This is a genomic window from Streptomyces sp. Root1310 (genome assembly GCF_001426425.1).
Lineage (GTDB): Bacteria > Actinomycetota > Actinomycetes > Streptomycetales > Streptomycetaceae > Streptomyces.
Window position 1 is genome coordinate 608,093 of record NZ_LMEQ01000023.1, and the last position, 26,341, is coordinate 634,433.

Annotated in this window: 26 protein-coding genes; 3 read left to right on the forward strand and 23 right to left on the reverse strand. The window is 71.4% G+C overall.

What is annotated here, in order from left to right:
• Positions 1-80 precede the first annotated feature (80 nt).
• On the forward strand, positions 81-1,034 hold the full coding sequence (locus ASD48_RS26725) for an alpha/beta hydrolase (RefSeq protein WP_057604247.1): 954 nt from the start codon (positions 81-83) through the stop codon (positions 1,032-1,034).
• Positions 1,035-1,164: 130 nt separating this feature from the next.
• On the opposite strand, the gene ASD48_RS26730 is transcribed toward ASD48_RS26725, so the two are convergent.
• The 5 genes from ASD48_RS26730 to ASD48_RS26750 form a co-directional block, all read right to left on the reverse strand.
• Positions 1,165-2,244, reverse strand: a complete 1,080-nt coding sequence (locus ASD48_RS26730) for an Ldh family oxidoreductase (RefSeq protein ID WP_057604248.1) — start codon at positions 2,242-2,244, stop codon at positions 1,165-1,167.
• 19 nt (positions 2,245-2,263) lie between these two features.
• Positions 2,264-3,982, reverse strand: coding sequence for a thiamine pyrophosphate-dependent enzyme (locus ASD48_RS26735; protein WP_057604249.1), 1,719 nt, complete (start codon positions 3,980-3,982; stop codon positions 2,264-2,266).
• 13 nt (positions 3,983-3,995) lie between these two features.
• Positions 3,996-4,856, reverse strand: coding sequence for an amidohydrolase family protein (locus ASD48_RS26740; protein WP_054241279.1), 861 nt, complete (start codon positions 4,854-4,856; stop codon positions 3,996-3,998).
• Positions 4,857-5,245: 389 nt separating this feature from the next.
• Positions 5,246-6,457 (reverse strand): L-2-hydroxyglutarate oxidase, encoded by a 1,212-nt coding sequence (gene lhgO / locus ASD48_RS26745; protein ID WP_057604250.1) that lies wholly within the window; start codon positions 6,455-6,457, stop codon positions 5,246-5,248.
• 37 nt (positions 6,458-6,494) lie between these two features.
• Positions 6,495-7,943: an aldehyde dehydrogenase family protein gene (locus ASD48_RS26750; RefSeq protein WP_057604251.1), complete on the reverse strand. Its 1,449-nt coding sequence runs from the start codon at positions 7,941-7,943 to the stop codon at positions 6,495-6,497.
• A 190-nt stretch (positions 7,944-8,133) separates the two neighbouring features.
• On the opposite strand from ASD48_RS26750, the gene ASD48_RS26755 reads away from it, so the two are divergent.
• Positions 8,134-8,421: a putative quinol monooxygenase gene (locus ASD48_RS26755; protein WP_057604252.1), complete on the forward strand. Its 288-nt coding sequence runs from the start codon at positions 8,134-8,136 to the stop codon at positions 8,419-8,421.
• 94 nt (positions 8,422-8,515) lie between these two features.
• Here the strand turns inward: ASD48_RS26755 and ASD48_RS26760 are convergent, their stop codons facing one another.
• The 12 genes from ASD48_RS26760 to ASD48_RS26815 form a co-directional block, all read right to left on the reverse strand.
• The gene (locus ASD48_RS26760) at positions 8,516-9,544 is read right to left on the reverse strand and encodes a methionine synthase II (cobalamin-independent)-like protein (protein ID WP_057604253.1); all 1,029 of its coding nucleotides are present in this window, start codon (positions 9,542-9,544) and stop codon (positions 8,516-8,518) included.
• 3 nt (positions 9,545-9,547) lie between these two features.
• A complete protein-coding gene (locus ASD48_RS26765) occupies positions 9,548-10,024 on the reverse strand; it encodes a heme-binding protein (RefSeq protein ID WP_057604254.1) in 477 nt (158 codons plus the stop codon).
• Positions 10,021-10,806 (reverse strand): alpha/beta hydrolase, encoded by a 786-nt coding sequence (locus ASD48_RS26770; RefSeq protein WP_057604255.1) that lies wholly within the window; start codon positions 10,804-10,806, stop codon positions 10,021-10,023. Before ASD48_RS26770 ends, ASD48_RS26765 begins: the two co-directional genes overlap by 4 nt.
• A gap of 26 nt (positions 10,807-10,832) precedes the next feature.
• Entirely contained in the window at positions 10,833-11,204 is a 372-nt protein-coding gene (locus ASD48_RS26775) for a VOC family protein (RefSeq protein WP_054241285.1), read from the reverse strand.
• Positions 11,201-12,007: a fumarylacetoacetate hydrolase family protein gene (locus ASD48_RS26780; RefSeq protein WP_057604256.1), complete on the reverse strand. Its 807-nt coding sequence runs from the start codon at positions 12,005-12,007 to the stop codon at positions 11,201-11,203. The genes ASD48_RS26775 and ASD48_RS26780 overlap by 4 nt, the downstream gene beginning before the upstream one ends.
• Entirely contained in the window at positions 12,004-13,452 is a 1,449-nt protein-coding gene (locus ASD48_RS26785) for an NAD-dependent succinate-semialdehyde dehydrogenase (protein ID WP_057604257.1), read from the reverse strand. Before ASD48_RS26785 ends, ASD48_RS26780 begins: the two co-directional genes overlap by 4 nt.
• Positions 13,453-13,498: 46 nt before the next feature.
• Entirely contained in the window at positions 13,499-14,419 is a 921-nt protein-coding gene (locus ASD48_RS26790; protein ID WP_057604258.1) for a VOC family protein, read from the reverse strand.
• Between the two features lie 109 nt (positions 14,420-14,528).
• Positions 14,529-15,437, reverse strand: coding sequence for a LysR family transcriptional regulator (locus ASD48_RS26795; RefSeq protein ID WP_057604259.1), 909 nt, complete (start codon positions 15,435-15,437; stop codon positions 14,529-14,531).
• Between the two features lie 102 nt (positions 15,438-15,539).
• A complete protein-coding gene (locus ASD48_RS26800; protein WP_057604260.1) occupies positions 15,540-16,493 on the reverse strand; it encodes a sugar ABC transporter substrate-binding protein in 954 nt (317 codons plus the stop codon).
• Positions 16,494-16,549: 56 nt separating this feature from the next.
• On the reverse strand, positions 16,550-17,572 hold the full coding sequence (locus ASD48_RS26805; RefSeq protein ID WP_242432733.1) for an ABC transporter permease: 1,023 nt from the start codon (positions 17,570-17,572) through the stop codon (positions 16,550-16,552).
• A complete protein-coding gene (locus tag ASD48_RS26810; protein WP_057604261.1) occupies positions 17,569-19,056 on the reverse strand; it encodes a sugar ABC transporter ATP-binding protein in 1,488 nt (495 codons plus the stop codon). The genes ASD48_RS26805 and ASD48_RS26810 overlap by 4 nt, the downstream gene beginning before the upstream one ends.
• Complete coding sequence (locus tag ASD48_RS26815; protein WP_079073985.1) at positions 19,053-19,610, reverse strand: carboxymuconolactone decarboxylase; 558 nt, start codon at positions 19,608-19,610, stop codon at positions 19,053-19,055. The genes ASD48_RS26810 and ASD48_RS26815 overlap by 4 nt, the downstream gene beginning before the upstream one ends.
• A gap of 203 nt (positions 19,611-19,813) precedes the next feature.
• On the opposite strand from ASD48_RS26815, the gene ASD48_RS26820 reads away from it, so the two are divergent.
• Positions 19,814-20,227 carry a cupin domain-containing protein gene (locus ASD48_RS26820; protein WP_057604263.1) on the forward strand — a complete coding sequence of 138 codons (414 nt, stop codon included), beginning with the start codon at positions 19,814-19,816 and terminating at the stop codon, positions 20,225-20,227.
• A gap of 20 nt (positions 20,228-20,247) precedes the next feature.
• On the opposite strand, the gene ASD48_RS26825 is transcribed toward ASD48_RS26820, so the two are convergent.
• The 6 genes from ASD48_RS26825 to ASD48_RS26850 all read right to left on the reverse strand — a co-directional run bounded on the left by ASD48_RS26825 (position 20,248) and on the right by ASD48_RS26850 (position 26,312).
• On the reverse strand, positions 20,248-21,036 hold the full coding sequence (locus ASD48_RS26825; RefSeq protein ID WP_057604264.1) for an alpha/beta hydrolase: 789 nt from the start codon (positions 21,034-21,036) through the stop codon (positions 20,248-20,250).
• 247 nt (positions 21,037-21,283) lie between these two features.
• Positions 21,284-22,609: an aromatic acid/H+ symport family MFS transporter gene (locus tag ASD48_RS26830; RefSeq protein ID WP_057604265.1), complete on the reverse strand. Its 1,326-nt coding sequence runs from the start codon at positions 22,607-22,609 to the stop codon at positions 21,284-21,286.
• 193 nt (positions 22,610-22,802) lie between these two features.
• A complete protein-coding gene (locus ASD48_RS26835) occupies positions 22,803-23,753 on the reverse strand; it encodes a catechol 2,3-dioxygenase (protein ID WP_057604266.1) in 951 nt (316 codons plus the stop codon).
• Positions 23,750-24,862: a 4-oxalomesaconate tautomerase gene (locus tag ASD48_RS26840; protein WP_242432734.1), complete on the reverse strand. Its 1,113-nt coding sequence runs from the start codon at positions 24,860-24,862 to the stop codon at positions 23,750-23,752. The genes ASD48_RS26835 and ASD48_RS26840 overlap by 4 nt, the downstream gene beginning before the upstream one ends.
• Complete coding sequence (locus ASD48_RS26845) at positions 24,859-25,563, reverse strand: 4-carboxy-4-hydroxy-2-oxoadipate aldolase/oxaloacetate decarboxylase (protein ID WP_057604267.1); 705 nt, start codon at positions 25,561-25,563, stop codon at positions 24,859-24,861. The genes ASD48_RS26840 and ASD48_RS26845 overlap by 4 nt, the downstream gene beginning before the upstream one ends.
• Complete coding sequence (locus ASD48_RS26850; protein WP_057604268.1) at positions 25,560-26,312, reverse strand: PIG-L deacetylase family protein; 753 nt, start codon at positions 26,310-26,312, stop codon at positions 25,560-25,562. Before ASD48_RS26850 ends, ASD48_RS26845 begins: the two co-directional genes overlap by 4 nt.
• Positions 26,313-26,341 lie beyond the last annotated feature (29 nt).

A 26,341-nucleotide genomic window follows, 5' to 3' on the forward strand; every position in this document is an offset into this window, starting at 1 on the left:
TCCCTCCGTGCTAGCTTCGCCCCGTTCCCTTCAACAGGAATCCTGATGATCGACGGCACGGCTCGACGAACGGAACGCGCATGTCCCTCCTGGCCAGACCGGCGGTGGCCGCCCTCGCCGCCAAGACGATGCAGGGCCTCACCGGGCTGGCGAGCCGCCGATCCGGTGGCCCCGGCCCGACCGCCGGCGGGCAGGCCCGCTTCCCGGAGTACCCGCGCGTGGTGCGTGAGCTGACGGTGCCGACCTCCGTCGCCCCGGCCCAGGTCACGGTGTACGAGCCCCCGGCCGGGACGGCGACGCCCGCGCCCGTCCACGTCAACTTCCACGGCGGCGGCTATGTCGTGTCGATGCCGGAACTCGACGACGGGCTCTGCCGGTGGCTGGCCGCCGAAGCGGGGGTGGTCGTGGTCAACGTGAAGTACGTCGTCGCCCCGCAGCACCCGTTCCCGGCCCCGCCCACGCAGGCCTTCGAGGTGGTGCGCTGGGTCGCCGAGCACGGCGCGGAGCACGGCTGGGACGGCGGGCGGCTCACCGTGGGCGGACAGAGCGCGGGCGGCGGACTCACGGCGGCCGTGGCCCGCCAGGCCCTGGAACAGGGTGGACCCGCGATCGCCCTGCAGGTGCTGCACTACCCGCCGCTGGATCTCGCGACCAGCGCGAAGGACAAGAAGGCGGCTGTCGCCAAGCCTCTGTTGCGGCCCTGGATGGCCGAGATCTTCGACACCTCGTACGTGCCGGATCCGCGTGAGCGCGCCCACCGGTTCGTCTCGCCCGCCCATGCCTCCGACACCGCCGACCTGACGGGCATCGCCCCGGCGCTGGTCATCACGGCCGAGTACGACCTGCTCAGGGACGAGGGGGTGCGCTACGCGGAGCGGCTGGACGCGGCCGGTGCCCTGGTCGGGCACCACGACCTCGCCGGGGCCGACCACGGCTACGACACCAAGGACGACGAGAGGGCCCGGACCACCTACGCGCTGATCGCCCGCCATCTTCGACGGGCGACCGGCGCCGGTACGTCACGGGCCTCGTGAGGCCGCGAGGGGGCGGGAGGTCGCGTCCGCCGCACCGGACGCCACCCGGGTGGTCCGCAGGCGTCGTCCGCCGCACCGGCGTGCCCGGCCACCCGCCCCTCCCCGGGTCGTCGCCCCGGGCAGCCGCGGTCTACTGTCCGGCGGCTTCCGGCAGGGCGACGCCCAGCTTCCCGGCGCGCTCGGTCAGGTCGCGCCACACCTTGGGCGCCACCGGGACGCCCTTCTTCCCACGCCCCTCGGCCACGGCGGCACTGCGCTCGCCCGGGTAGAACACACCCTGCGCGCCGTCCGCGGCCGGCAGGCCCTTGAGGGTGTCCAGCGTGGCGTCCACGGACGCGGCGAAGGCCTCCGCGCCCCCGAAGGCGGCCGGGTCGACGGCGATGAGCAGGGCGTTCTGGCGGTGCTTGCGGCCGGCCGGGTCGTCCGAGTGGAACGACGCGAAGATCGGCGCCCCCACCAGCACGCTGGTCAGCAGCTCGAAGGCGAGGGACATGCCGGAGCCCTTGGCCCCGCCGAGCGGGAGCGGCATGACCGCCTTCTCCGGGTCGGTGGTCGGGGTGCCGTCCTCGGTGGCGGCCGCGCCCTCGGGCAGCGGGGTGCCGCTCGCCCTCGCCTGCCGGATCCTGCCGAGCGCGACGGTCGCGGTCGCCATGTCCAGGAGCAGCGGCGCGTGCGCCGACGAGGAGTCGGTGGGCACGGCGATGGCGAGCGGACTGGTGGCGACCGCCGCTCCCCGGACGCCGGTGTAGCCCATGTTCGGCATCCCGGCGACGAAGCCGATGCCGACCAGGCCCTGCTCGGCGATCCTCGACACGTAGTAGCCGATCGCGCCGGTGTGCACCGTGCGGCGCACGCCCACCGCGGCGACGCCGGTCGTCCGCGCCCTGGTCACGGCCTCGTCGGCCGCCGCGCTGAGGGCCACCGGGCCGGGGGCGCGGTCGGCGTCCAGGACGGCCGCGGCCGGGGTGGTGGACTCGACGGTGATCCGGGCGTCGGCGTTGGCGACGCCCTTCTCCAGCAGGTCCAGATAGGCGGGGACCCGGGCGATGCCGTGCGAGTCGACGCCGCGCAGCGCGGCCCAGACGAACACGTCGGCGGTGGTGCGGGCGTGTTCGGCGCGCAGACCGCCCTTCTCGAGGAGGGCCGCGGAGAAGGTGCGCAGGTCCTCGGCGGGCACCAGGATCTTCGGGGGTGGGGTGAGGGTGGACATGGTGGCGGTGCCTCCTGGTTCAGCGGGTGACGAGGACGTCGACGACGGCGGTGGTGCCCTCCGCCACGGCCTTGAGGGCGCGCTCGAGGGCGGGTCCGAGCGCCTGTGCGGTGTCGACGGTCTCGGTGTGCATGCCGAACGGCTCGGCGAACCGGGCCAGTCGGGGCAGGCGGTGCAGGTCGGTGCCGAGCCATTCGCCGGTCTGGGCGGCCGCTCCGTCGGGATAGAACCTGCGGTGGTTGAGGTTCATCGACTTATAGACACGGTTGTTGAACACCACGATGAGCAGCGGGAGTTCGTAGGCCCTGCTCGCGTCGTACGACGCGACGACCGGGTTGTAGGTGAACGCGCCGTCACCGATGGTGAGGACCACCGGCCGGTCCTTCGCGGCGAGTTTGACGCCGAGCGCGACCGCGATGCCCTGGCCGAGGCCGCCCTGTACGTAGAAGTACGAGTCGGGGTCGGCCGTGCGCAGGTGCCGCTTGACCACGCGGCTGTGGGTGATGGTCTCGTCGACGACGACGCCGTCCGCGCCGTCGAGCAGTTCGCGCAGCGTGGCGGCGACCAGTACCGGGTCGACGCCCTCGGTCTGCCGCTGCGCCCCGGCCCTGGCCTCGGCGTCGGCGATGGCGGTCTGCTCGGCGGCGTGCCGCTCGTCCTGCGCGGTGCGCCGTACGGCGACGGCTGCCTCGTCGAGATCCTTCGCCCGCTTGGCGAGCTGGCGCAGCGTGTTGGCGACGTTGCCCTCCAGGTACGCGTCGGCGAACAGGACCTGGTAGACGACGTGCGGACGCTGCGGCACCTCGTCGATGACGACGACCCGTGCCTTGGAGGGGCGGCGCGACGGCGGGTAGAACGGCGCACGGCAGTTGACGAGGAGGATGAGGTCCGCCTCGTCCATCCACGGGCCGATGTCGCTGCCGGCGTGCAGCGGGTGGGTGCGCGGGAAGTTGCCGCACACCGCCGAGTCCGGTTCGACGACCGGGATGTTCCATGCCTCGGCGAAGGCGAGGAGTGCCTCGAAGCCGCCCGCCTCCCGGCCGGCGGTCTCGGTGACGACGACCGGGTTCCTCGCCTCGCGGATCAGCCGGGCGACCGCGTCGGCCTCCTCGGGCGAGCTGTGCGTGGAGCCCGGCGGCACGATGGGCTTGGCCTCGCGGCCGTCCCAGTCCTCCAGGAGGATCTCCAGCGGGACGTTCAGGTACGCCGGGCCGGCCGGGGCCCGCCAGGCCAGCTCGGCCGCCCGCGTGACCATGGTGGGCAGCGTGTGGACGCTGGCGGCCTCAGTGGACCACTTGGTGAACGGGGCCGCGACCCCGTGCGGGCCGCCCACGATGGACAGGTTCCGGTACCACTGGCCGCCCGGATCCTGCCCGGGGCCGTCACCGTAGGTGGTCGACTCCGAGGAGCTGACCACCATCGGGACGCCGGCGAGCAGCGCCCCGTGGACGGCCATCGAACCCTGGAGCAGGCCGGGCGCCGCGTGCAGCAGCACCCCCTGGGGCCGGCGGCTGACCAGTCCGTAGCCGGTGGCCATGCCCACGGCGACGGTCTCGTGGGTCAGGTCCAGGTACCGCGGGCAGGGCAGTCCGTCCCGGTGACGCCGGGCGAGGGACTCCCAGACGGGGGCCCACTCGGACCCGGACGAGCAGAACAGGTAGTCGGCGCCGGCGGCGTTGAAGGCGGTGACGAGAGCGTCTCCGCCGTCGGCGCCCGGTGCGGTGGTGGTGTCGGTCATCTCGCGTGGTTCCTCAGCCCTCGATCGGCCAGTTCAGGACCTCGGAGATACCGCGGCCCATGATCCACTCCAGCTCCTCGGGCGTGAAGTCCCAGTGCTTGGTGAACTGCTCGATGGTGTCGGTGTAGGTGATGCCGTGGCCCAGCAGGCGGGTGATGTCGGTGCCGTAGAAGCAGCGCTGCGGGCCCATCTTGTCGACCATCTCGCGCACGTACTTCTGGATGTTGTTGTTCGGGAACGGCTGCGTCGAGTAGCCGGGCAGCGCCGACACCTTGACGTAGATGTTCGGATGGGCCGCGAGGTCCGCGGTCTCCGCGACCCAGTATCCGATCGCGTCGTCGACACAGCGGGCCATGATGCCCATGTGGTCGATGATGATCTTCAGCTCGGGGTGCTTGGCGGCGATCTCGCCGAGCTCACGCTTCCAGATCGGGGCGTGCACCATGGTGGGGATGCCGAGCTCCGCGGCGACGGGCCAGTACCAGTCGTTGGTGCCGTCGATCATCCAGTTGCGGTCCTGCGGCCGGTGGAAGGTCAGTCGCGTGCCCTTGATGTGCGGGTTCTGCGCGAAGTCCTTCAGCATGGCCTTGCCCTCTTCGGGCTTGTTCTGCGGGATGCGGGCCATGATGCCGAAGCGGTCCGGGTGCGCCTCGCAGGCCTCCAGGGCGTAGTCGATGCGGTCACCCTCCCAGGACGGCGGCAGGATCAGCGCGCGGTTCACGCCGGCCTCGTCCATCAGCTCCAGGGCCTCCTCGTAGGAGAAGGGGTCCTCGCGGTGGCCGTTGAGGCGGATCCGCTCCCGGGCACCCGGGACCCAGGGGCGGTCCGGGGTCTCTTCCAGCCAGATGTGGATCTGCGTGTCGACGACGAACATGTCCCGTACTTCTTTCTCTCGGCAAGGCACGTGGTGAGGCGGTGCGGAGGGAACGCTAGGGGGCCGGAAAGGCCTTGCGGAGCCCCTGGGAGCGCAAGCTGTTGTTGCGTGAAAGTGCGCTGTTCGCAAGGCACTTTCAGATTGCGCGAGCGGTCGCCGAAAGCGGTTTCCGAACCTGTCGCACAACCGGTTGCGCGACAGGCTTCCCGGCCTGTCGCGCAACCGGTTTCACGGTCTGTTTCTCCGCAGGCACCGGCAACCTCTCGGGCAACCGGTTTCACGGCCTGTTTCTCGGCAGGCGTCGGCGACCTCTTGGGCAACCGGTTTCGCGGCCTGTTTCTCGACAGGCTCCGGCCGCCGGTCCCGCAACCGGTTTCGCGGCCTGCTTCTCAGCTGTTGCCGGAAGCGCGGTCGAAAACGGCTTCGACGATGTGCTCGGCGATCGCCATGGAGGCCGTCGCGGCCGGCGAGGGCGCGTTGCGGACGGCGGTGACCCGGCCCACCCGATGGATACGGAAGTCGTCCACGAGGGTGCCGTCCCGGTCGAGGGCCTGGGCGCGCACACCCGCACCGCCGCGCACGACGTCCTGGACGCCGACCGCGGGGACGTACAGCTTGGCGTCCTTCATGAAGGCCGCAGCCGAGAACGACCCGCGGTACTCCTTGACGCCGGTACGCCAGTGCCGGGCCGCCATCCTCCAGACGCCGGGATAGGCGGCGAGGCCGAACAGGTCCTTCGGGGAGACCCGGGTGCGGGTGTACCCCTCCCTGGCGAGGGCCAGGACCGCGTTGGGGCCGACCTCCACCGAGCCGTCGACGCGGGGGGTGAAGTGGACGCCGAGGAACGGGTAGCGGGGGTCCGGCACGGGGTAGATCAGGCCCCGCACCAGATCCGTCTTCTCCGGCCTGAGCAGCATGTACTCGCCCCGGAACGGGACGATCCGCGGCTCCTGACGGTCCTGTGCGAGGCCGGCCACGGTGTCGGAGTGCAGCCCCGCGCACAGGATCAGCCGGTCCACCCGCTCGCGCCGCGGACCGGAGGCCACCTCGATGCCGCCGGGCACCTCGGTGAGGGAGGTGACCGGGAAGCCCGTCCGCACCTCTCCCCCGGAGCCGGCCACGTCCTCGGCGAAGGCACGGGCGATGGCCGGGTAGTCGGTGATCGCGGTGCGCGGGGAGTACAGGGCCGCGACCCCGCCGGCGTTCGGCTCGATCTCCCGGATCTCCTCGCGGGAGACCTTCCGCAGCTCGGGCACATGGTTGTTCCTGGCCCGGTCGTACAGGGCGTTCATCCGGCCGAGCTCGTCCTCGCGGACCGCCACGACCAGCTTGCCGATCTCGCGGTACGGCAACTCGCGGTCCTGGCAGTACGCGCGGAGCAGGGCCACGCCCCGCACCGTCAGCTCGGCCTTGAGACTGCCGGGCGTGTAGTAGATGCCGGCGTGCACGACGCCCGAGTTGTGGCCGGTCTGGTGGAGCGCGACCTCCCGCTCCTTCTCGAAGACCACGACCCGGGTGCCGGGCCTGCTCAGGGCGATCTCGCGGGCCGTGGCCAGACCCACGATGCCTCCGCCGACGATGCCGATCGTCTCGTCAGCCATCGGCACCTCCTCTCTGTGTAGTCGCTGCTCACGATCGTCAGCCGCCGAAGTGCACGGCGACCGTCTTGACCCGCGTGGAGAAGCGCAGGACTTCCTCTCCCTGCTCCTTGTACGCCGTGCCCGAGTCGTGGAACCCGCCGAAGGGCAGGTGGACGTCCCAGCCGGTGGTGGTGGAATTGACCGCGACCTGTCCGCACTCGGCCTCGTCGGCGAAGCGGTGGGCGCTGGCCAGGTCGCGGGTGAAGACCGCGGCGGCGAGGCCGAACCCGGAGTCGTTGACCGCCTCGACGGCCGCGTCGAAGCCGTCGACCGCGCGCAGGACGAGGACCGGCCCGAAGACCTCCTCGCGCCAGATCGCCGTCTGCGGGGTGACGTCCCCGAGCACGGTCGGCCGCACGTAGCAGCCGTGGGCTCGCTCGCCCTCGGTGTCCGCGTGGCCGCCGGTGAGGACGGTGGCGCCCTGCTCGACGGCCCCGGCCAGGTGGGCGAGGACGCTGTCGCGCTGCCTGGGGCTCGACAGCGGGCACAGGGTGGTCGCCGGGTCGCTGCCCGGGCCGACCTTCAGCTTCTCGACCTCGGCGACCAGCAGCCGGGTGAACTCCTCGTACACCGGCCGTTCGACGACGACCCGGCTGGTGGCGGTGCAGCGCTGGCCCGCCTGCCCGAACGAAGCCGCCACGACGGCTTTCGCGGCGGCGGGCAGATCGGCGTCCTTCAGCACCACCGAGGCATTCTTGCCGCCCAACTCGCCCTGGAAACGCACGTTGCGGTCGGCGAGACGGCGGCGGATGCGGTTTCCGACCGCGTTGGAGCCGGTGAAGGTGATGCCGACGATCCGCGGATCGTCGAGGAGGGCCTCCTCGATCTCGGCGGTCCGGCCGGTCACCACGTTCAGCACGCCCGCGGGCAGGCCGGCTTCGTGCAGCGCGCGGGCGAAGTGCAGGCCGGAGACCGGGGTCTCGGTGGCCGGCTTGAACACGGCCGCGTTGCCGGTCGCGAGCAGCGGGGCGAGCTTGCGGGCGGGTGTGATCAGCGGGTCGTTCCAGGGGCTGATCACCAGGATCACGCCGATCGGCTCGCGCTGGGTGTGGGTGCGGTGGTTCGGCCGTACGTCGTGCAGGAGGGTGCCGTAGCCCTGGCGGGCGAGACCGGCGTAGTACTCCAGGAAGTCGGCGGACTTGAGGGTCTCTCCGGTCGCCTCGGTCAGGGTCTTGCCGTTCTCCGCCGTCACGTCGGCGGCGATCTCCTCGACCCGTTCGCGGATCAGCCGGGCCGCGTCGGTGAAGATCCGGGCCCGCTCGAAGGGGCTGGTGCGCTTCCAGACGGCGAACCCGCGCTCGGCGTGGTCGAAGGCACGGGTGACGTCCTTGGCCGTGAGGGCAGGGACGCGGGCGACGGGGGTACGGACGTCGGCGGGGTCGAGGACGTCGATCCATTCGGCGCTCGCCACCCACTCCCCGCCCACGAGGGTTTCCAGGGTACGCATGTCGGGTCACTTCCTTTGTCGGCCAGGGTGCGGACTGTGACGACACACCACGTCAGGGCGGTGCCGCCAGCTCTGCGGCAGCAGGCATTGATTGCGCCGCGCGCGGGTGGTCGCGGGTCTGATCCATGCTGGAATCGGCAGGCCGGAGGCCTGACAGCGGTCTCCGCCGACCCATCGAGGAGAACCGGACATGCCCTACGCCGTCGTCGCCCACTACCGCTGCGCCCCCGCCGACGAGAGCACCGTGCGCGCCGCGCTCCTGCGGGTGCGCGAGCACACCCGCGCCGAGCCGGCGAACGAGGGGTACGAGGTGCACGCCGTCGAGGGGCAGCCCGGCGGATTCCTGTTGTACGAGCGGTATGCCGACCGGGCCGGATTCGAGGCGCACAAGGCGGCCGAGCACTTCCAGCAGCTGATCGTGGCCACCGTGTGGCCGCTGCTGACGGACCGGACGGTCACCTTCGCCGAGGCACTGTAGGGCGAGGCGCCGCAGGGCGAGGCGCGCAGGGCGAGGCCCCGTACGTCCCGGGCCGGGCAACTCCTCTCAGTTGCCCGGCCCTTGTCCACCGATGTCAGAACTCGTTGCCCCACACGTAGCGGGCGACCGTCTCCACCAGCACGAGTTTCCTGCGCTGCTCCTCCGAGGTCAGCAGCGGCCGGCTCGCCACGTCGGCGAAGCCGCGGGACGGCGACACCGCCGCGTCCTCGAGGTCCTTGACCTCACCGGCGGCGTCGATGCGGGCCATCACCGTGTCGATGTCCTCGAGTTCGGGCACGGTCGCGTCGACCACGCCCAGGCACACGTCCCGGTCCTCCGGCAGCGCCCGGACGAGGTCGAGCTCGGCGTCGGTGCCCTGGTCGAAGGGCAGGATCCAGCGGTCGGCCGGCACCGCGCCGTACAGCCGCCCGGCGCGCGCCCGGTCCACGGTCCCCGGGGCGGTGAAGCCGGGGGCGACCCCGATCCGTACGCCCTCGGGCCGTGTGTCCAGCCGTACCGCGAGGGCCTCGACGGCGAGGGCGTCCTCGAAGGACAGCGCGCCCGGGTCGGCCGGGTCGGTCGCCAACTGACCCAGCAGAAGCGGGTTGTTGAGCTGGATCAGGCGTACGCCCTTCGACACCAGCAGTTCGATCTCGGCCTGGATGATCTCCGCGAGGGCCTCGCCCAGTTCGCGTGCGGAGGACACCCCGAGGCCGGGGCGGTAGGTGGTCGCGGCGAGGTAGGCCGGGGAGGGCAGCGACACCTTCGGCGCGATCACCGTCAGCGCGGTGAGCCGGTCGGCCCAGTCGGCGAGCAACGGGCCGTTCGCCTTGGGCAGGGACTCGGCGACCCGGACGGCGAGACCGTCCGCGCCGACCTCGTCGGTACGGCGGAAACCGGTCACGGCGTCGAGGACGGCGCCGCGGAAGTCCTCGCGGGGGAAGTCGCCGTCGGTGACGACGGTCGAGCGGAGCCTGCGCTGGAGGACGACCGCCTCCTCGACCGCCTTCCGTTCGGCGGCCGTCCGTGCCTGCGGGTCGCCGGCCGCGCGGGCGGCGACCAGCTCGGCGGGACGGACCAGGCTGCCGTGGTGGTCGATGCGGTAGTTGAACGTGTCCGCCATGGGTCACGCGTCCTTTCCGGGCCCGGCCGGTCCGCCCGCGACGCCCCAGGCGGCGAACTCCAGCTCGTAGCCGAGGGAGGCGAGCACCTCGTCGGCGATGGTCTGGTCCTCGCCCGCGGTGCCGCCGGCGATGCCGAGGCCGCCGATGATCTCGCCGTCCTTCTTGATGGTGACGCTGCCCTCGGCGGCCATGATCGGCATGGCCGCGCCCGGGAGCTGGGAGAGCTGGGCGAAGAAGACGGGCTGGCTCTCCTGCCACTTCTTCAGCATCGTGCCGGGCCGCTGCATGACGGCCGCGGTGTACGCCTTGGCGCGGGCGATGTCCGGGGTGAGGGGGCGGGCCCCGTCCGCGCGGCGGACGGCGACGGGGAAGCCGCCGGCGTCCACGACGGCGACGCTCACCGCCTTGCCCACGGCCCGGGCCCGCCGGGTGGCGGCCTCGATGATCTCCTCGGCGGCGGCCAGGGTCAGGCTGCTCATGTTGCTTCCTTCGGTGCGGTGAGGGTGCGGCGCAGACGGGCGACGGCCTCGTTGTAGGCCCGGGGCGTCTCCCAGTACATGGAGTGCGGGGCGCCCGGGACGATCTCCAGGTGCGATCCGGCGAGCAGTTCGTGGGCGCGGGTCACGGTCTTGACGCTCAGCACGGCGTCGTTCTCGCCCGCGAGGAAGGCGACCTTGACGCCCGAGGCCTCGATCTCCTCCAGGGAGGGGCCGTTGGTGTCGAGGTTGCGCAGGTCCTGCATCCTGGCGACGTTGAAGGTGCCCATCTGCTGGAACAGGAACGTGAGATCGGCGCGGTTCCGCTGGAAGGCCTTGGTCAACAGCCGGTCGATCACCGGGAGTTTCACCGCCTCGGCGCGGTCGGCGGCGGCCAGTTCCCTGAGCTCGGGGTGGCTGATGCCGCCGAGGGAGTGGCCGAGGACGACGCAGGAGACGCGTCCGGGGCGCAGCAGGCCGGCGCGCAGGGCGGCGACGGAGCCGATGGACTGGCCGACCAGCATGACGTCGGTGAGGTCCTCCTGGTCGAGGACGGCGACGACGTCACCGGGGAAGTCCTGGCCGTCGAACTCGGGCATGGACGAGTCCGAATTGCCGAAGCCGCGCAGGTCGACGGTGACGACGGTGAACTCGTCGCGCAGGGCGGCGACCTGCTGCCACCAGGCGGCGTGGTGGCCGCCGCTGCCGTGCACGAACAGGATCGCCGGACCGCTGCCGTGGCGCTCGTAGTAGAGGGAGGTGCCGTCGGAGTCGGCGAGGGGCATGGGATGTCACTCCTCAGCGGGGGCGCTCAGTCGCGGCGCTTGGCGTGGTGGACGATCTCGATCATGGTGTGGTCCGGGTCGTGGATGTAGCAGAACTTCGACTGGTTCTCGGGGCGCTCGATGGTCCGGGTGTGCCGGATGCCCAGCTCGTCGAGGTGGGCGAGGAAGTCGTCCCAGTCGTCGACCTCGACGGCGAAGTGATAGGGCGCCATGCGCTCCATCTCCTCGACGGGGGTGAAGTGGAGGTCGAAGTTGCCGCGGGTCATGAGGACGACCCGGGTGTTGGACTTGGGCATGATCCGCTTCATGCCGAAGACCTTCGTGTACCACTCGGCGGTGCGGTCGGAGTCGGTGGTGGGGAAGTTGACATGGTGGATGTAACGGGGTTCCGCGCTCATGACTGGTGATTCCCTTCGAGGTGAACGGGGTTGGACAGCACACCGATGCCGCCGATCTCGACCTCCACGGTGTCCCCGGGCTCGATCCCGCAGGTCGACTCGGCGCCCATCCACAGCACGTCCCCGGGCCGCATGGTGATGTGCCGGGTGATCTCGACGATGAAGTCGAACGGGTCGAAGACCATGTCGCCGGTGGGGAACGAGGCCCGCTCCTCGCCGTTGACCCGCAAGGTGGTTCTCTGCGCCAGGGCGTCGACGTCGGTCTCGATCCACGGCCCCATCGGCTTGAACGTGTCGCTGTTCTTGCTGCGCCAGAAGGTGCGGTCCTGGTGCTGCCAGGTGCGGGCGCTGACGTCGTTGCCGATCGTCCAGCCGAAGACCGCCGTGCGGGCCTCCTCGTAGGAGGCGTGCCGGATCGTGCGGCCGATGACGGCCACGAGTTCGGGCTCGGCCTCGAAGCGTCCCTCGACCTCCGCGGGCTTCACGATCGGTGAACGGTGGCCGGTGAGAGCGTTGTTGGCGCGGTAGCCGACCTCCGGGCGGTCCGGCAGGACGGCTGCCGGATTGCCGAGCCGGGCCGCGTGCTCGATGTGCCGGGGGTAGTTCAGGCCGACCGCGTAGAACACGGGCGGGACGACGGGCGGCAGCCAGTCGGCCGTGTCGCGCCGCACGGTCCCGACGACTTCGGGATCCGGCCGGCCGGCGTCGCCTTCCAGGGGGGAGCCGGAGAGCAGCTCGACGTCGGTCTCGCCCACCCGGCCCCACCGTGCACGTCCGCCGACCGAGAGTCGCGCGTACCTCATGGCGCCAGCTGGTGGGAGACGCGCTTGGTGACCAGGTAGGCGTCCAGTGCCTCGGGCCCGCCCTCCCGGCCGTACCCGCTGTCCTTGACGCCGCCGGAGGGTGCCTCGTGGACGGAGCCGCCGCAGTGGTTGAGGGAGAGGATCCCGGCCTCCAGCTCGGCGGACAGCTTCTCGGCGGTCGCGGCGGAGTCGGTGAAGCCGTAGGCGGCGAGGCCGTACGGCAGCGCGTTGGCGAGGGCGACGGCCTCGTCGAGGTCGCTGAACGGCACGATCGGCGCGATCGGCCCGAACGGCTCCTCGTGCAGCAGTTCCGCGTCCTCGGGCACGTCGGTCAGGACGGTCGGCGCGAAGAACCAGCCGGGCCGGTCGGGCCGGTCGCCGCCGGTGAGGATCTTGGCGCCGCGCGCGACGGCGTCGGCGGTGAGCCGTTCCAGGGACTTCAGTCGGCGTTCGTTGGCCAGCGGGCCCATGGTGGTGCCGGGTTCGAGACCGTCGCCGACGACCACCGCCTCGGCGGCCTTCACGAACTCGGCGGTGAACTCCGTCACGAGGCTCTCGTGGACGAGGAAGCGGCTCGGCGAGGTGCAGACCTGCCCGGCGTTGGCGAACTTCGCGCGGGCGGCCTTGCGGGCGGCCCGCACCGGGTCGGCGTCCGCGCAGACGATCACCGGGGCATGTCCGCCGAGTTCCATCAGCGACGGCTTCATGACCTGGCCGGCCTGCGCGGCCAGCAGCTTTCCGACCGGCACCGAGCCGGTGAAGGCGACCAGCCGGACCAGCGGGGAGGCGATCAGGTGGGCGGAGACCTCGGCGGGCTCGCCGAAGACGAGGTTCAGCACGCCGGCCGGGAGCCCCGCGTCGGTGAAGCAGCGCACCAGTTCCATGGCGGTCGCCGGGGTCTCCTCGGAGGCCTTGATGACGATCGAGCAGCCGGCGGCGAGCGCGGCGGAGATCTTGCGCATCGGGCCGCCCGCCGGGAAGTTCCACGGGACGAAGGCGGCGACCGGGCCGATCGGTTCACGGCGGACGGTCAGGAGCGTGCCGGGCTCGGCCGGGATGATCCGGCCGTAGGCGCGGCGGGCGTCGTCGGCGTGCCAGCGCAGCGTGCCGGCCACCCGGCGGGCCTCGCCGGTCGCCTCGGCCAGCGGCTTGCCCTGCTCCAGGGTCATGATCCGTCCGACCTCGGCGGCGCGCTCGGTGAGCAGGCCGGCGGCGGCGTGCAGGATGTCGGTGCGCTCGGCCACGGGCGTCGCGCGCCACACCCTGAAGCCCGCCGCGGCGGCTTCGAGCGCGCGGTCGAGGTCGGCGGGGTCGGCCAGGGGTACGTCCCCGATCACCTCCTCGGTGGCCGGGTTCACGATCGGGGCGGTACGTCCGGTGCCGCCCTGGCACCACTCGCCCGCGATGTGGAGGCGGACGGCGGGGTAGCCGTGGTCGGTGGTCATGGGTGGGTGCCCTCTCAGGCTGGAGAGTCGATGGGGCCGGGGCGGTTCAGGAGGCGGTGGTGGCGTCCTGGTCGCGGTTGGTGCGCAGCGCCCAGATGTGATGCGGCGGGGTGGTCTCGTGGACGCGGGTCTCGTAGGTGTCGTCGACGCGGTCCATGTCGGCCGCGTACTCGACGCGGCCCCCGCACGGGGCGTGCAGGAAGCGGAAGACGTTCGAGCCGATGGTGTGGCGGCCGAGCCGGCGGGCCTCCCGCCAGCCCTTCTCGATCATGTGGTTGCCGCCTTCGACGACGTCGTCGAAGCCGGGCACCTCGTAGGCGATGTGGTTGACGCCCGCCCGGTCCGGGCGGTGGCACAGCAGCATGGTGTGCTGGTCGTCGTCGCCCGGGGCCTGCAGGAAGACGCCCATCGGCTCCACGATGTCGGTCGGCCGGAAGCCGAGGACGTCGGTGTAGAAGGCGACGGCCTCGTCCTTGCCCGCCTTGGCGATGTTCAGCGCCACATGGCACATGCGCAGCGGGTACGCGCGCGTGAGCGGCTCCAGGGGGGTGTTCCACCGGTGGACGCCGCCCGTCGCGTTGGCGGGACGGGCGGCGACGGTGACCGGCTTGGGCCGGGCGAGGGTGAGGCCCACGCCGAAGCCGCTGCGGTCGGCGGTGTGCAGGACGCCGTCGGCGCTCTCGCGCACCGGGCGCCGCCGGCCGGCGGCCGCGGCCAGCCGGGTCAGCTCCGCCGTGGTGTCGACGCCCCAGACGACCTCGCGCAGGGTGGGTCCGTCCTCCACCGGCGGGGGCAGCAGGGGGCTCGGGGCGGTGTCGAGGTGAAGGGTCTGCCCGGTGCGGGTCTCGAACACGGCGTGTTCTTCGGTCCGCTCCAGGAGGAACAGGCCGAAGTCGTCGAAGAACCGGACGCATTCGTCGAGGTCGTCGATGCCGTAGGTGACCGATTCGATTCTCTGGATTCCCATGGATTCCTCGTTTCCGGGTCGCCTGGTGAGCGTAGGTTTGGGGTGCCCCGGGCCTCAATGGCCCCGGCTCAACCCAATGCGCAACTCTTGGTTGCGTGTGCCGTCAGGGTTACCGGATCGCGGGAATCGGGTTCTGCGAGAACCATTCGGAGAGAAAGTCCAGGAACACGCTGATCTTGCGCGGGGTGTCCTGTCCGGGGCCGTAGATGGCGTACAGCGGACGGTCGGGTACGGCGAGTTCCGGCAGCAGCACCTGCAGTGCGCCGGAGACGAGGTCGTCGTAGGCCGGGCGCTGCGGGAGCAGGGCGATGCCGCGGCCGTGCACGGCGGCCTTCTGCAGGGCCAGGTAGGAGTTGGACGAGAAGGCGATGTTGCGGATCTTGTGCAGGGTGCTCGCGTGGCCGTGGCCGATGCGCCAGACCGGGTCGTTGACGTGCACCAGGCAGTCGTGGCCCGCGATGTCGTTGGGGTGCGCGAGGCCGCCCCGGCGTTCGATGTAGTCCGCCGAGCCGCACAGCACGAACGGCAGGGAGGAGATCTTCTTCAGGCGGACGCTGGAATCGCGGAGGTCGCGGGTGTGGAAAGCGACGTCGAATCCGCTGTCCAGGAAATCGTAGGTGCGGTCGGACATGCCGCCGAGTTCGAATCGGACCTGAATCTTCGGATGGGCCGCGGAAAAGGCGGCGATCGCGTCGCCCAGGTCCAGGCTGCCTATCCATTTCGGGCAGATGATGCTGAGGGTGCCTTCGGCCCGGTCGTGCGAGTCGGCGAGTGCCGCGTCCTGCGCTTCGATCTCCTCGAGGATGCGGGCGGCGAATTCCGCGTACCGCAGCCCCGGCTCGGTGAGGCTCACCGAGCGGGCGGTGCGGTTGACCAGGCGGACCCCCACCTGACGTTCCAGTTCGGCCACGTGCCGTGACACCAGTGACCCGGAGGAGCCGAGTTTCTTGGCGGCTCCGTTGAAGCTTCCGGCCTGAGCGACAGTGACGAAACTGTGCATCAGCAGCAAGCGGTCCATGTTTCCTCCGATTGCGGCTCCCGCCCGCGGCGTCGAGAACGGGAGCATTCCTGCGGCTCGGGACAACCGGGCGCCGGCCGGCACCGCTTCCCGGTGGGGCCCTCACTTCGGGCAGTACTGGGGTGCCTCGCTCAGGTTGTCCTTGGTCACCAACAGAAGAGGAATGTTGGCAATCTTGTCAACCTTTTCCTTGCCAAGGAGCCCGACGGCGTTGGTCACGGCCGTCTCGCCGATCGTCTTGGCCGAGTTCGCGACGGTGGCCGAGAACTCGCCGTTCTTCACCGCGGTCAAGCCCTCGTCGGTCCCGTTCACGGTGACGATCTTGACGTTCTTCGCACCGGCGGCGTCGAACGCCTTGCGCACGGCGAAGGCCATCTCCTCGTTGGCGACGAACGCGTAGTCCAGGCCGGGATTGGCCTGGATCATGTTCTCCGCCACGTCCTGGGCCTTCGCGGGATTGAACATGCCCGGCTGGTCGGCGACGACCTTCGCCGTGGCCGGAAGGGCGCCCTTGAAGCCGCCCACCAGCAGGTCCGAGGCCGCGCCGGGAGCCCCGGCCACGATGCCGACCTGCACCTCCTTGGTGCCCGCGTCCTGGGCGATCCAGCCCGCGTCGAGGCTGCCGACCTTCTTGAGGTCGACGACGGCCGCGCCGAGGATGTCGCCGGCGTCGCTGGTGGACACGGAGGTCAGGTAGATCGGTATGCCCGAGGCCTTCGCCTTGGCGATGTCGCCCTTGAGCGCGTCGACGTTGACCGTCTGCACGATCAGGGCGCTCACGTTGCGGGAGATCATGTCCTCGATGTTGGACAGCTCGGTCCCGGCGTTCTGGTGGGAGTTGGCCGTGTAGACCTTCGCTCCCGCGGTCTTCGCCTGGCCCTCGACGGCTTTCTGCAGACAGCTGTGGAAGTTGGTGTCGCCACCGTTGACGAAGCCGAGGGAGACGCTGTCGGTACTGCCACTGCCGCTGTCGCCGTTGCCGCAGCCGGTCAGCACGAGGGCGGAGCCGGTGACGGTGGCGAACAGCGCCCTGCGCGAACGGGCGGAGAGTCTCATGGGAAACGCCTTTCAGGACGGGCATGAACGAGGACGGGCACGGACGAGCGGGAAGGTCAGTGACGCGCCGAGCCCGAGCGGGCCTTGTGCATCTCGTTGGCGACGGCCGCGACGAGCAGCACGGCGCCGACGGAGACCGGCTGGTAGTTGCTGGAGAAGTCCAGGAGGTTCAGCGCGTTGGCGACCACGCCGAGCAGCACCAGGCCGAGAGCGGTGCCGATCACGGTGCCGTGCCCGCCGGCCAGCGAGGTGCCGCCGATGACCACCGCGGCGACCACGGCCAGTTGGAGCGAGAGGCCGGCGGTGCCGCCGGGGCTGGAGGAGCCGAGACGGGACAGCAGCATCAGGCCGGCCAGTCCGGAGAGGGTGCCGGTGAGGCCGTACAGGGTGAGCTTGCGGGCGGTGACGTTGATACCGCTGAGGCGGGCCACGTGCTCGTTGCCGCCGATGGCGAAGGCGTCCCGGCCGAACACGGTGAACCGCATGACGAGCGCCGTCACGATCAGCACCAGGACGGCGACCATCAGCAGGTACGGCACCCCGAGCACCTTGTCGTTGCCGAGGGCGAACATGCGGGTGCCGATGGAGATGGTGGAGCCGTCGTGGACCAGGAGCGCGACGCCGTCGAGCAGGGTGGCCGAGGCCAGCGTCACGACGAACGGCGCCACGTTGGTGAAGGTCACCACCAGCCCGTTGACGAGTCCGACGGCGGTGCCGAGCAGCAGCGCGACCACGACGGCGTAGCCGGTGGGCTGACCGTCGGCGAGGAGTTTCGCCGACACGGCGGCCGTGACGGCGACATTGCTGCCCATGGAGAAGTCCATGCCGCCCGCGGTCATCAACAGGGTGAGGCCCGCGGCGAGTACGGCGTTGACGCTGACCTGGCCGAGGATGTTGACGATGTTGCGGTCGGTGGCGAACGTCTCGCTCTGCGCGGCGGTGAACACCACGACGAGGACGAGCACGGCGATCAGGCCGGCGTGCGGCAGATCGCGCACCCTGCCGAGGGAAAGACGGGACTTGGCCGCCCCGGGCGGGTCGGACACGCCGGGGGCATCGGTAAGTGTCTTGACGCTCACTGCGGTTGTCCTCCGAGGGCCGTGGCGACGAGTTCGTCGCGGGTGATGGCGGTGATGTCGTGTTCGGCGACCGTGCGGCCGGCGCTCACGACGACGACCCGGTCGGCGAGCCGCATGACCTCCTCGGCGGAGGAGGAGGCGAGCAGTACGGCCACTCCCCGGGAGGCGAGGTCGTCGAGGAGGGTGTGGATGTCGGCCATGGCCGCGATGTCCACGCCGTTGGTGGGGTCCTCCAGGAAGCAGGCGGCCGGTGAGGTCTCCAGCCACTTCCCGAGCAGCACCTTCTGCTGGTTGCCGCCCGACAGCGCGCTGACCGGCGGGTTCCCGGCGAGTGCTCGGACTCCGTAGCTGTGGCGCAACGGGGCCGCCCGGCGGGCCAGTTCACCGCGCCGGTGCAGTCGGCGGCGCGCGAACCGGTCGTCGGCGAGCATCAGGTTCTCGTCCAGCGACATGCCCGGGACCAGGCCCAGGGAGCGGCGGTCGCCGGTGACACAGCGCAGTCCGCTGGCGAGCGAGGCGGGGACCCGGCCGAAGGGCACGGCCCGGCCGTCGACGTGCAGGGTGCCGCTCTGCGGGCGCTGCCGTCCGGACAGCAGGTCGAAGAGCCGGGACTGGGCGTCCCCGGCGGGCCCGAGGACGGCGACGATCTCGCCCCTGCGCACCTCGACGGTGAAGTCCCGGATGGCCCGGCCCTGGCTCAACCCCCTTACTGCGAGGCCGACTTCGTCCTTCGGCGTGGGGCGTTCGGGGCGGGTGGAGACCACGTCCCGGCCGACCATGGCGCGCACCAGTGCCGCGTCGTCCAGCTCGGCGGCGGGCGCGCTCGTCACGACGGCCCCGTCCCGCAGCACCGTGAGGCGGTCGGCGACGGCCATGACCTCGTCGATGTAGTGCGAGATGTAGACGACGGCCACGCCCTCGTCGCGCAGGGTGCGCACCAGGGCGCGGATCCGGTGGGCGTCCTTGGCGCTCAGACACGCGGTCGGCTCGTCCAGGATCAGCACGCGGCCGCCGCGCCGGACCTCGCGGGCCACCTCCACCATGGTCTGCTCGGCGACGGTGAGGGAACCGGCGGCGCGCTCCACGTCGATGGCGATGCCCAGGGCGGCGAGAGCCGTGCGGGCCTCTTGCCGGACCGCCTTCCACCGCACGGCACGCCCCCGCGTGGGCAGGTCGCCGAGCAGGATGTTCTCGGCGACGCTCAGGCCCATCGCCAGTTCGCGGCGCTGCGGCACCGAGGAGATGCCCAGCCTGCGTGCCCTGCGCACACTCAGCCCGTGCTGCTCCTGCCCGTCGACCTCGATCGTGCCGGCGTCGGCCTGGTGGACGCCGGACAGCACCTGCACGAGGGTGGACTTGCCGGCGCCGTTCATGCCCATCAGGGCGTGCACCTCGCCGGGGTACAGGTCGAGGTCGACGCCTTTCAGCGCGGCCGCCCCGCCGAAGCTCTTGGTGACGCCCCGGGCGCGCAGTACGGCGGTCACGGCCGGTCGCCCTCGGGGGCCACACGTCCGTAGCCGCGGATGTCCGGGAAGGGGGGCTCCTTGTCGGCCTGGAGGTCCACCTGGAAGGTGTTCAGGCACATGCCGAGCATGGTGAAGTTGCCGAGCGCGCCGATGGTGTCCACCAGGCCCTTGGAGCCGAAGTGCTCCAGGGCCGCCGCGAAGGTGGCGTCGGTGACGAAGTGCTCGTCGAGGATCTCCCGGCAGAACCGGTAGAAGACCTGGTCCGCCTCGTCGTCGAAGACCGCCTCGCGCTTCTCGGCGATGGCTTGTACCGCGGCCTCGGGGATGCCCGCCTCGATCGCCTGGTGCACATGGGCGTTCCAGGAGTACTGGGCGTCCCAGTTGCGGGCGGCCATCAGCAGGGTCAGCTCGCGCAGGTGCCTGGGCAGCGAGCAGTCGAAGCGGGCGAACGCGCCGAGCGACTCGGCCCGTTCGCACATCTCCGGGCTGTGCAGCCAGACCCGGAAGGGACCGCGCACCGCGCCACGGCGGCCGGCGATCCGCGCGGCCAGCTCCTGCTGCCGCGCATCCATTTCCTCTTCGTCGAGAACGGGGAGCCTCATCCGGCCGATACCTGCCTTTTCTTTCCGGCGCGTTACGGGCACGGGTCGTGATTCCGTGCGGTGCCAGGTGAAGGTACAGCCGTGTCCGAGAAGCTCACCCACCTCGGAGCGCAACGTAAAACTGCACGCCGGAGGCCCCCCATTCGCCGGACGGCGACCTAACGTCGTCCGACATGACCACCATCATCAAGGCCGCGTCCGTCCCGTTGCTCGACCGCGGCGGCGCGGTCGTGACGACACCGCTCGTCACGACCACGTCGGCGGCCGGGGAGAACCGGATCACCAGCGGGATGAGCGTCTACCCGGTCGGTTCCGGGGCCCCGCTGCACTCGCACAACTGCGACGAGCACGTGACGATCCTCGAGGGCGAGGCGGAGGTGTGGGTGGACGGCGAGGTGACGAAGCTGGAGCGGTTCGACACCACCTACGTGCCGTCGCCGGTCCCCCACCTGTTCCGCAACGTCGGCGACCGCCCGCTGCGGATCCTGTGGGTGTACTCCTCGGGCCATGTGACGCGCACGTTCACCGAGACCGGCCGCACCGTGGAACACCTGTCCGCGCAGGACCAGATGGGCTCCGACGACTGAGGACGCGCCGTTGACGGCCGTCAGCGCACGGACGCCGTGGCCGCCTCCGCGATGACCGCGGCGACCGCGGCGGGCTGCTGGACGAGGAGAAGGTGACCCGCGTCGGGCACGGTGACCGTGCGCACGCGCGGGCAGGCCTCGAGGCCCCGCCGCTCGTCGGCCGTCAGACCGATCCCGTCGCGGTCGCCGCGCACCACCCAGGCGGGCACCCCGGACCCGCACAGCCTCGGTACCAGCGACGGATACCGCTCCAGGTACGTGTAGTAGCCCCGGACGATCCGGCGACAGGCCGCCGGATCGTTGCCGCCCATGACCGCCGCCAGCGCTTCGGCGCGGTGCGGCGGCATCTCGCGTTTCACGGACCGCGGCAGCAGCGTGAGCATGGCCTTCCAGACCGCGGCGCCTACGCCGGGCACCCGGCCCAGGGCGTTCAGCACGGTCAGGAATCTCGCCTCGTCGCCCCTCGAGAAGGTCGGCGACAACAGCACCAGCGGGCCCTTGAACAGGCCCTGGGCCGCCATCTCCAGCGCCACGTTCGCGCCGAGGCTGTGCCCGACGACCGCGTCGCAGTGGGCGTCGGCGGCGAAGTCGGCCATCAGCCGGGCGTAGTGCTCCATGGACACGTCCTCGGGTGCCTCGGTGCGGCCGAAGCCCGGCTGGGTCGCCGCGACCATGCCCAGCCCCGCCACCGCCGGTTCGGCCATGACGTCCGCGTAGAACTCGGTCGTGCACAGGCCGCCCGGAATCATCAGCACCCGGTGCGGGGCGTTCGTCGCGCCCGCCCGGCGGATCTCCCACCGCTCACCCATACCTCGAGCGTGCGGCCGGACGCGCCTCGCCGCACCCCGGACGGACGGCGCCGGACAGCACGGGCGACCGGGGCCTCCCGGCGACGCGGGGCCTGTGCGACCAGCCCCCCGAAGCCGCGGTCGGCCGGCTCCCGCGGCCCTCGGCGCGAGGCGGACGCCGGACACGCCGGACGCCGGCCCCCGCACCTCGTGCGGTGGCCGGCGTCCGTCCTTGCCCCCGGTGACAGCCGTGCGCCCGTGCGCTCGCTCAGTGCGCGCCCACCAGCTCCTGGTCGGCGCCGCGCGGCGTCTCCTTGGAGCTGCGCAGCGCGGCGATGCCGATGAAGACCATGGACGACAGGCCGGCGATCGCGAACGCGGTGAAGCCCCAGTCGCCCTGGTTCGAGGCGAGCAGCTGGCCGCCCAGCCACGGGCCGAAGACGGCGCCGAAGCGGCCCATGCCGGAGGTCCAGCCGACGGCGGTGGCCCGGTTGTCCGCGTGGGAGCGGATGGAGACCGTCGCGTAGATCATCGTCTGGGCGCTGTTGAGGAAGACGCCGGTGAGGAAGACGACGATCATCGTCACGCTCATCGGCATGTGGACGCTGAGCAGGAACACGCCGGCGGCGGTCAGCGCGAACCAGATCGCGGAGATGCGCGGGGCGCCGAACCGGTCGGCGGCGCGCCCGGCCACCAGCATGCCCACGATGCCGCCGAGGTTGAAGACGACCACGAAGGACAGGGCCGAGCCCAGCTCGTAGCCCTCGGCGCGCATCAGGGTGGGCAGCCAGGTGGCGACGCCGTAGACGAGGAGGAGACCGCCGAAGGAGGCCAGCCAGTAGAGCAGGGTCTGGGTCCACTCGCCGCCGCGGAAGAGGTTCTTCAGCGCGTTCCAGCGGTCGGCGGCGCCCTGCTTGCCGGACTTCTCGGCGGGCAGTTCGACGTCGTAGCGGGTGGCGAGCTCGCGGGCCTCGTCGGTGCGGCCCTTGGCGACGAGGAAGCTCAGCGACTCGGGCAGCAGCTTGGCGAGCACCGGGGCGAAGAGCAGCGGGAGCACGCACACCCAGAACGCGGCACGCCAGCCGACCGGGTCGATGAGCCACTTGGCGACGTAGGCGGAGAGGATGCCGCCCGCGTGGTGGGCGGTCATCAGCAGACCGATGACGAGGGCGGCGCGGCCGCGCGGGGCGTAGTCGGAGACCATGCTGATCGCGGTGGGCAGCAGGCCGCCGAGGCCGACGCCCGCCAGGGTCCGGCCGAGGCCGAAGACCTCGACGCTGCCCGCCGTCGCGCACACGCCGGAGGCGAGCGAGAAGAGGACCACGCAGCCGACCATCAGCTTCTTGCGTCCGACCCGGTCGGCGACGGTGCCCGCCGTCAGGGCGCCGATCAGCATGCCGAAGGTGGCGTAGCTGCCGAGGTCGCCGGCCGTGTCCGGGGTGAGGCCGAAGGTCTTCGTCTCCAGCAGGTGCGGCAGCACCGAGCCGTAGATGAACATGTCGAGGCCGTCGAAGAGCACGGCCAGCCAGCACAGACCGACGACCAGGAGGGCCAGTCTGCTGCCGCGGGCGGACAGCGCGGGGGAGGAGGACATCGTTGTTTTCCTCTCGTCCAGGAGACGTTCCCTGGAGGGGACGAGTGAAGAGGGCCGGCGCGGCTCGTGCGGCTGACCCGGTGTGCGCAAGACGCTAAGGATCAGGGCCAAGAGAGTCAACACTTTTGTCAACAATCTCATCGACAATCAGTCGATCCGCTGGTCCGAGGCCCTGCGCACCCGAAGAACACACTCAGCTCACGGGCGGCGTGCCGTGCGTGTGGAAGGACTCGATCGTCCGCAGACCCCAGGCCTGCCCCTTCTTGCGCTCTTCCTCGGTCCAGGTGATCAGCGGCCAGTCGGGGGCCAGGACGAGGCGGGTGAGCGGGTTGCACAGCTCGATGCGGTTGCCGCCGGGCTCGTAGACGTACAGGAAGAACGTCTGCTGGATGGCGTGCTTGTGCGGGCCCGTCTCGATGAACACGCCCGAGTCGATCGCGAGATCGGCGGCGCGCAGGATGTCCTCACGGGTGTCCGTCGCGAACGCGATGTGGTGCAGCCGCCCGGAACTGCCGGTCCAGTCCGAGGTGTAGACGACGTCGTACGACTTGTTCGTGTACGTCAGCCAGCGCGCCGCGATCTTCCCCGTGTCGAGCCTGATCTGCTCGGTGGGGCGGGCTCCCAGCAGGTTCTGCTGGAACTCGGAGTTGGCGAGCACGTCGGCGGCGAGGAAGTTGATGTGGTCCAGGCGCCGTACACCCACGCCCCGGTTGGGTTTGGCCTGCGGCTGGTTCTTCAGCGCCGGCTTCAGCTCGTCGGGCGCCCGGTAGTGCTCGCTCTCCCAGTACAGGGCGTGCTCGTGGCCGTCCGGGTCGGTGGTGACGTACAGCTTGCCGAGGCCGGGTTCGTCCTCGGCCCAGTGGCCGGTGCCGCCGGCCGCCTCGACGGCCGCGACCCGGCGCTGCAGGGCCTCCTCGCTGGAGGTGCGCAGGGCCAGCCGGCCGAGGCCGGGCCGCTCGCGGGCGGTGAGCACCAGGCTGTGGTGCTCGTAGTCGTCGAAGGTCCGCAGGTAGACCGTGTCGCCGTCCTGGCCGTTGACGGTGAGCCCCAGGTAGTCCGTGAAGAAGCCGACGCTGGCGTCCAGGTCCGGGGTGAAGAGCTGGGCATGGCCGATGTGGGCGATGTCGCCGAGCGGCGGAGTCATCGTTGACCTCCAGGGGAGCGGGGGGAGAGGGGGGCCGTCTCGGCGGACCGGGGGAAGACCGTGCCGTCGAAGATCTTTCGGGCCGTGCGCACCACGGCGGTGCGGCGGGCGGAGGGCAGACCGTCGGGGGCTGACCCGAGGCTACTTTCGATATCCAGGAATCCCGTGGGATGTTCTATGCGAATTCGGTCACTACCGGCGTCGATCCTCGCCAGCTCCGCCCCCACGCTGCCTTCGATCCGCAGGCCGGCGGCGACGCTGGCCGCGCCGAGCACCCCGATCGAGGGGTGACAGCGCACGGGAATGAAGGTGCGGGTGGTGACCGCGCCGTCGCCGCGGGGCGCGGCGAGCAGCGTGAGCTTGGGCACGGTGGTGTCCGACACGTCACCGAGGCCCATCAGCCGTCCCGCCGCCAGCCGGATCCTCCGCAGGCGGTCGGCGAGCGCGACGTCCTCCTCCAGGTCTTGGGGCAGCTCGTAGCCGGTGACCTTGACGGAGGTGGCCGCGACGAGCACCGTCGGCATCCCGTTGTCCACGCAGGTCACCGCCACACCGTCGATCTCGTCGCGGACGTTGCCGGTGGGCAGCAGCGTGCCGTTGCCCGGCGGGAACTCGATCACCACGGGCGCGGCCGTCCCCGGCACCCCGGAGATCTCGGCGGCGCCGGTGTAGTCCACGCGACCGCCCGGCGTCGGGAAGGTCGCCGTCGCGAAGTCGCCGGAGTTCACCATGCGGATACGGACGGCGGTCTCCTCCTCCCCCGCCGCGACGAGCCCGCGCTCCACGGCGAACGGACCGACACCGGCGAGGATGTTGCCGCAGTTCTGACGGTCACTCACCTCCGGCCGGTCCACGGCGACCTGGAGGAAGAGGTAGTCGACGTCGGCGTGCGGGTCGGCCGACGGCGACACCACGGCCACCTTGCTGGTGAGCGGGTGCGCGCCGCCCAGGCCGTCGATCTGGCGTGCGTCCGGGCTGCCCATGACGCGCAGCAACAGCTCGTCGCGCAGGGCCGGTTCGGCCGGGAGATCGTCGGCGAGGAAGTACGCGCCCCGGGAGGTGCCGCCCCGCATCAGCAGGCAGGGCAGCTCCTCGGGCACGAAGGTCACGACGACTCCCCCGTGTACGCGTCGTACGTCTGGTACTCGACGCCGAGCCGCTGCAGGGTCTCCCTCAACCCGTAGCGGTCCAGGCCGAGTTCGCCGTCGAGGAAGGCGGCACGGGAGCGGGCCTCCTTGGCCTCGCGGGCCTCGGACGCCACCACGGTGGCGCGGGCGCGCTCGCGCGGGACGACCACCACACCGTCGTCGTCGGCGAGGATCACGTCGCCCGGACGGATCACCTGACCGTCGATCGCGATCGGGACGTTGACCGAGCCGCCGGTGGCCTTCACGGTGCCCTGCGAGGAGACGGCCCGCGACCAGGCCGCGAAGCCCATGTCCCGCAGCTCCTGGGTGTCGCGGATGCCCGCGTTGGTGATCACTCCGCGCACCCCGCGCCGCTGCAGCGCGGTCGCGAAGAGCTCGCCGAACATGCCGTCGGTGGACGGGGAGGTGGTGGTGACGACCAGGATGTCGCCCTCGCCGCACTGCTCGACGGCCGCGTGGATCATGAGGTTGTCGCCGGGCCAGCTGAGCACGGTCACGGCGGTGCCGGCGACCCGTACGCCCTGCTGGATCGGGCGGATCTTTGGACTCAGCAGACCGGTCCGGCCCAACGCCTCGCCGACCGTGGCCACACCGAAGCCGGCCAGCGCGTCGACGTCCTTCAGCTCCGCCCTGGGCGGGCCGGTGACGATCACGCCGCTCATGCCAGCTCCTTCGCGATCTGCGGGTAGGGACGCATGTACGCCTCGGCCATGGTCTTGTGCGCCAGGCCCAGGTTCGGTCCCGCGTTGCGCTTGAGCTGGACGCCCCGGCGCACGGCGAGGTCGGTGTAGTAGTCCCACAGGTGCTGCTGGGCGCCGAGGCACTCCATGGCCTTGCGCTTGGTGTCCCACACCTCGGTGATGTCGAGCAGCACCTCGGGCCTGAAGCCGCTCATCTCCGGCTGGTGCGGCTCGAAGTAGAAGACCGGCGGCGCGCCGATGATCTCGCCCTCGCCCGGGTAGCCGATGGCCTGGGCGAGGACCCTGGCCTCCAGCGCCATCCGGTTGGCGGCCGGGTGATCGCCGTTGTACGGGTCCTCGGTCGGGTGGGTCAGCACCACGTCCGGCTGGGTGTCCCGGTAGACGGCCACGAGCCGGTCGGTCAGCTCGGCGGTGGCCACGAGCGGGTAGTCGCCCGCGTCGAAGAAGCGGACCTCGGCGCCCAGGGTGGCGGCGGCGCGCTCCGCCTCGTCCCGGCGTATCGCCTTGATCTCGTCGAGTTTCCTGCCCTCGCGCCACGCCTTGGCGGACTCACCGCGCTCGCCGAAGGTCAGGCACGCGATGGTGACCTTCTCCCCGCGGGAGGCGGCCAGGGCGATGGCACCGCCCGCCCGCCACACGAAGTCGCCGGCGTGCGCGGTGACGACGAGGGTCGATCGTGATGGGCTGGCGGGCGCGTTGGCCTGGGTCATTCTCAGATCTCCTTGGTGACAGGTGGGCG

Excerpts from the sequence above, each read along its gene's own strand:
- ASD48_RS26735 (WP_057604249.1), bottom strand. The coding sequence starts at position 3,982 with ATGACCGACACCACCACCGCACCGGGCGCCGACGGCGGAGACGCTCTC.
- ASD48_RS26780 (WP_057604256.1), bottom strand. The coding sequence starts at position 12,007 with ATGAGGTACGCGCGACTCTCGGTCGGCGGACGTGCACGGTGGGGCCGG.
- ASD48_RS26765 (WP_057604254.1), bottom strand. The coding sequence starts at position 10,024 with ATGAGCAGCCTGACCCTGGCCGCCGCCGAGGAGATCATCGAGGCCGCC.
- ASD48_RS26725 (WP_057604247.1), top strand. The coding sequence starts at position 81 with ATGTCCCTCCTGGCCAGACCGGCGGTGGCCGCCCTCGCCGCCAAGACG.
- ASD48_RS26820 (WP_057604263.1), top strand. The coding sequence starts at position 19,814 with ATGACCACCATCATCAAGGCCGCGTCCGTCCCGTTGCTCGACCGCGGC.
- ASD48_RS26850 (WP_057604268.1), bottom strand. The coding sequence starts at position 26,312 with ATGACCCAGGCCAACGCGCCCGCCAGCCCATCACGATCGACCCTCGTC.
- ASD48_RS26835 (WP_057604266.1), bottom strand. The coding sequence starts at position 23,753 with ATGACTCCGCCGCTCGGCGACATCGCCCACATCGGCCATGCCCAGCTC.
- ASD48_RS26845 (WP_057604267.1), bottom strand. The coding sequence starts at position 25,563 with ATGAGCGGCGTGATCGTCACCGGCCCGCCCAGGGCGGAGCTGAAGGAC.
- ASD48_RS26790 (WP_057604258.1), bottom strand. The coding sequence starts at position 14,419 with ATGGGAATCCAGAGAATCGAATCGGTCACCTACGGCATCGACGACCTC.
- lhgO (WP_057604250.1), bottom strand. The coding sequence starts at position 6,457 with ATGGCTGACGAGACGATCGGCATCGTCGGCGGAGGCATCGTGGGTCTG.
- ASD48_RS26815 (WP_079073985.1), bottom strand. The coding sequence starts at position 19,610 with ATGGATGCGCGGCAGCAGGAGCTGGCCGCGCGGATCGCCGGCCGCCGT.
- ASD48_RS26785 (WP_057604257.1), bottom strand. The coding sequence starts at position 13,452 with ATGACCACCGACCACGGCTACCCCGCCGTCCGCCTCCACATCGCGGGC.
- ASD48_RS26775 (WP_054241285.1), bottom strand. The coding sequence starts at position 11,204 with ATGAGCGCGGAACCCCGTTACATCCACCATGTCAACTTCCCCACCACC.
- ASD48_RS26730 (WP_057604248.1), bottom strand. The coding sequence starts at position 2,244 with ATGTCCACCCTCACCCCACCCCCGAAGATCCTGGTGCCCGCCGAGGAC.
- ASD48_RS26770 (WP_057604255.1), bottom strand. The coding sequence starts at position 10,806 with ATGCCCCTCGCCGACTCCGACGGCACCTCCCTCTACTACGAGCGCCAC.
- ASD48_RS26750 (WP_057604251.1), bottom strand. The coding sequence starts at position 7,943 with ATGCGTACCCTGGAAACCCTCGTGGGCGGGGAGTGGGTGGCGAGCGCC.
- ASD48_RS26800 (WP_057604260.1), bottom strand. The coding sequence starts at position 16,493 with ATGAGACTCTCCGCCCGTTCGCGCAGGGCGCTGTTCGCCACCGTCACC.
- ASD48_RS26755 (WP_057604252.1), top strand. The coding sequence starts at position 8,134 with ATGCCCTACGCCGTCGTCGCCCACTACCGCTGCGCCCCCGCCGACGAG.
- ASD48_RS26795 (WP_057604259.1), bottom strand. The coding sequence starts at position 15,437 with ATGGACCGCTTGCTGCTGATGCACAGTTTCGTCACTGTCGCTCAGGCC.
- ASD48_RS26740 (WP_054241279.1), bottom strand. The coding sequence starts at position 4,856 with ATGTTCGTCGTCGACACGCAGATCCACATCTGGCTGGAAGAGACCCCG.
- ASD48_RS26830 (WP_057604265.1), bottom strand. The coding sequence starts at position 22,609 with ATGTCCTCCTCCCCCGCGCTGTCCGCCCGCGGCAGCAGACTGGCCCTC.
- ASD48_RS26825 (WP_057604264.1), bottom strand. The coding sequence starts at position 21,036 with ATGGGTGAGCGGTGGGAGATCCGCCGGGCGGGCGCGACGAACGCCCCG.
- ASD48_RS26760 (WP_057604253.1), bottom strand. The coding sequence starts at position 9,544 with ATGGCGGACACGTTCAACTACCGCATCGACCACCACGGCAGCCTGGTC.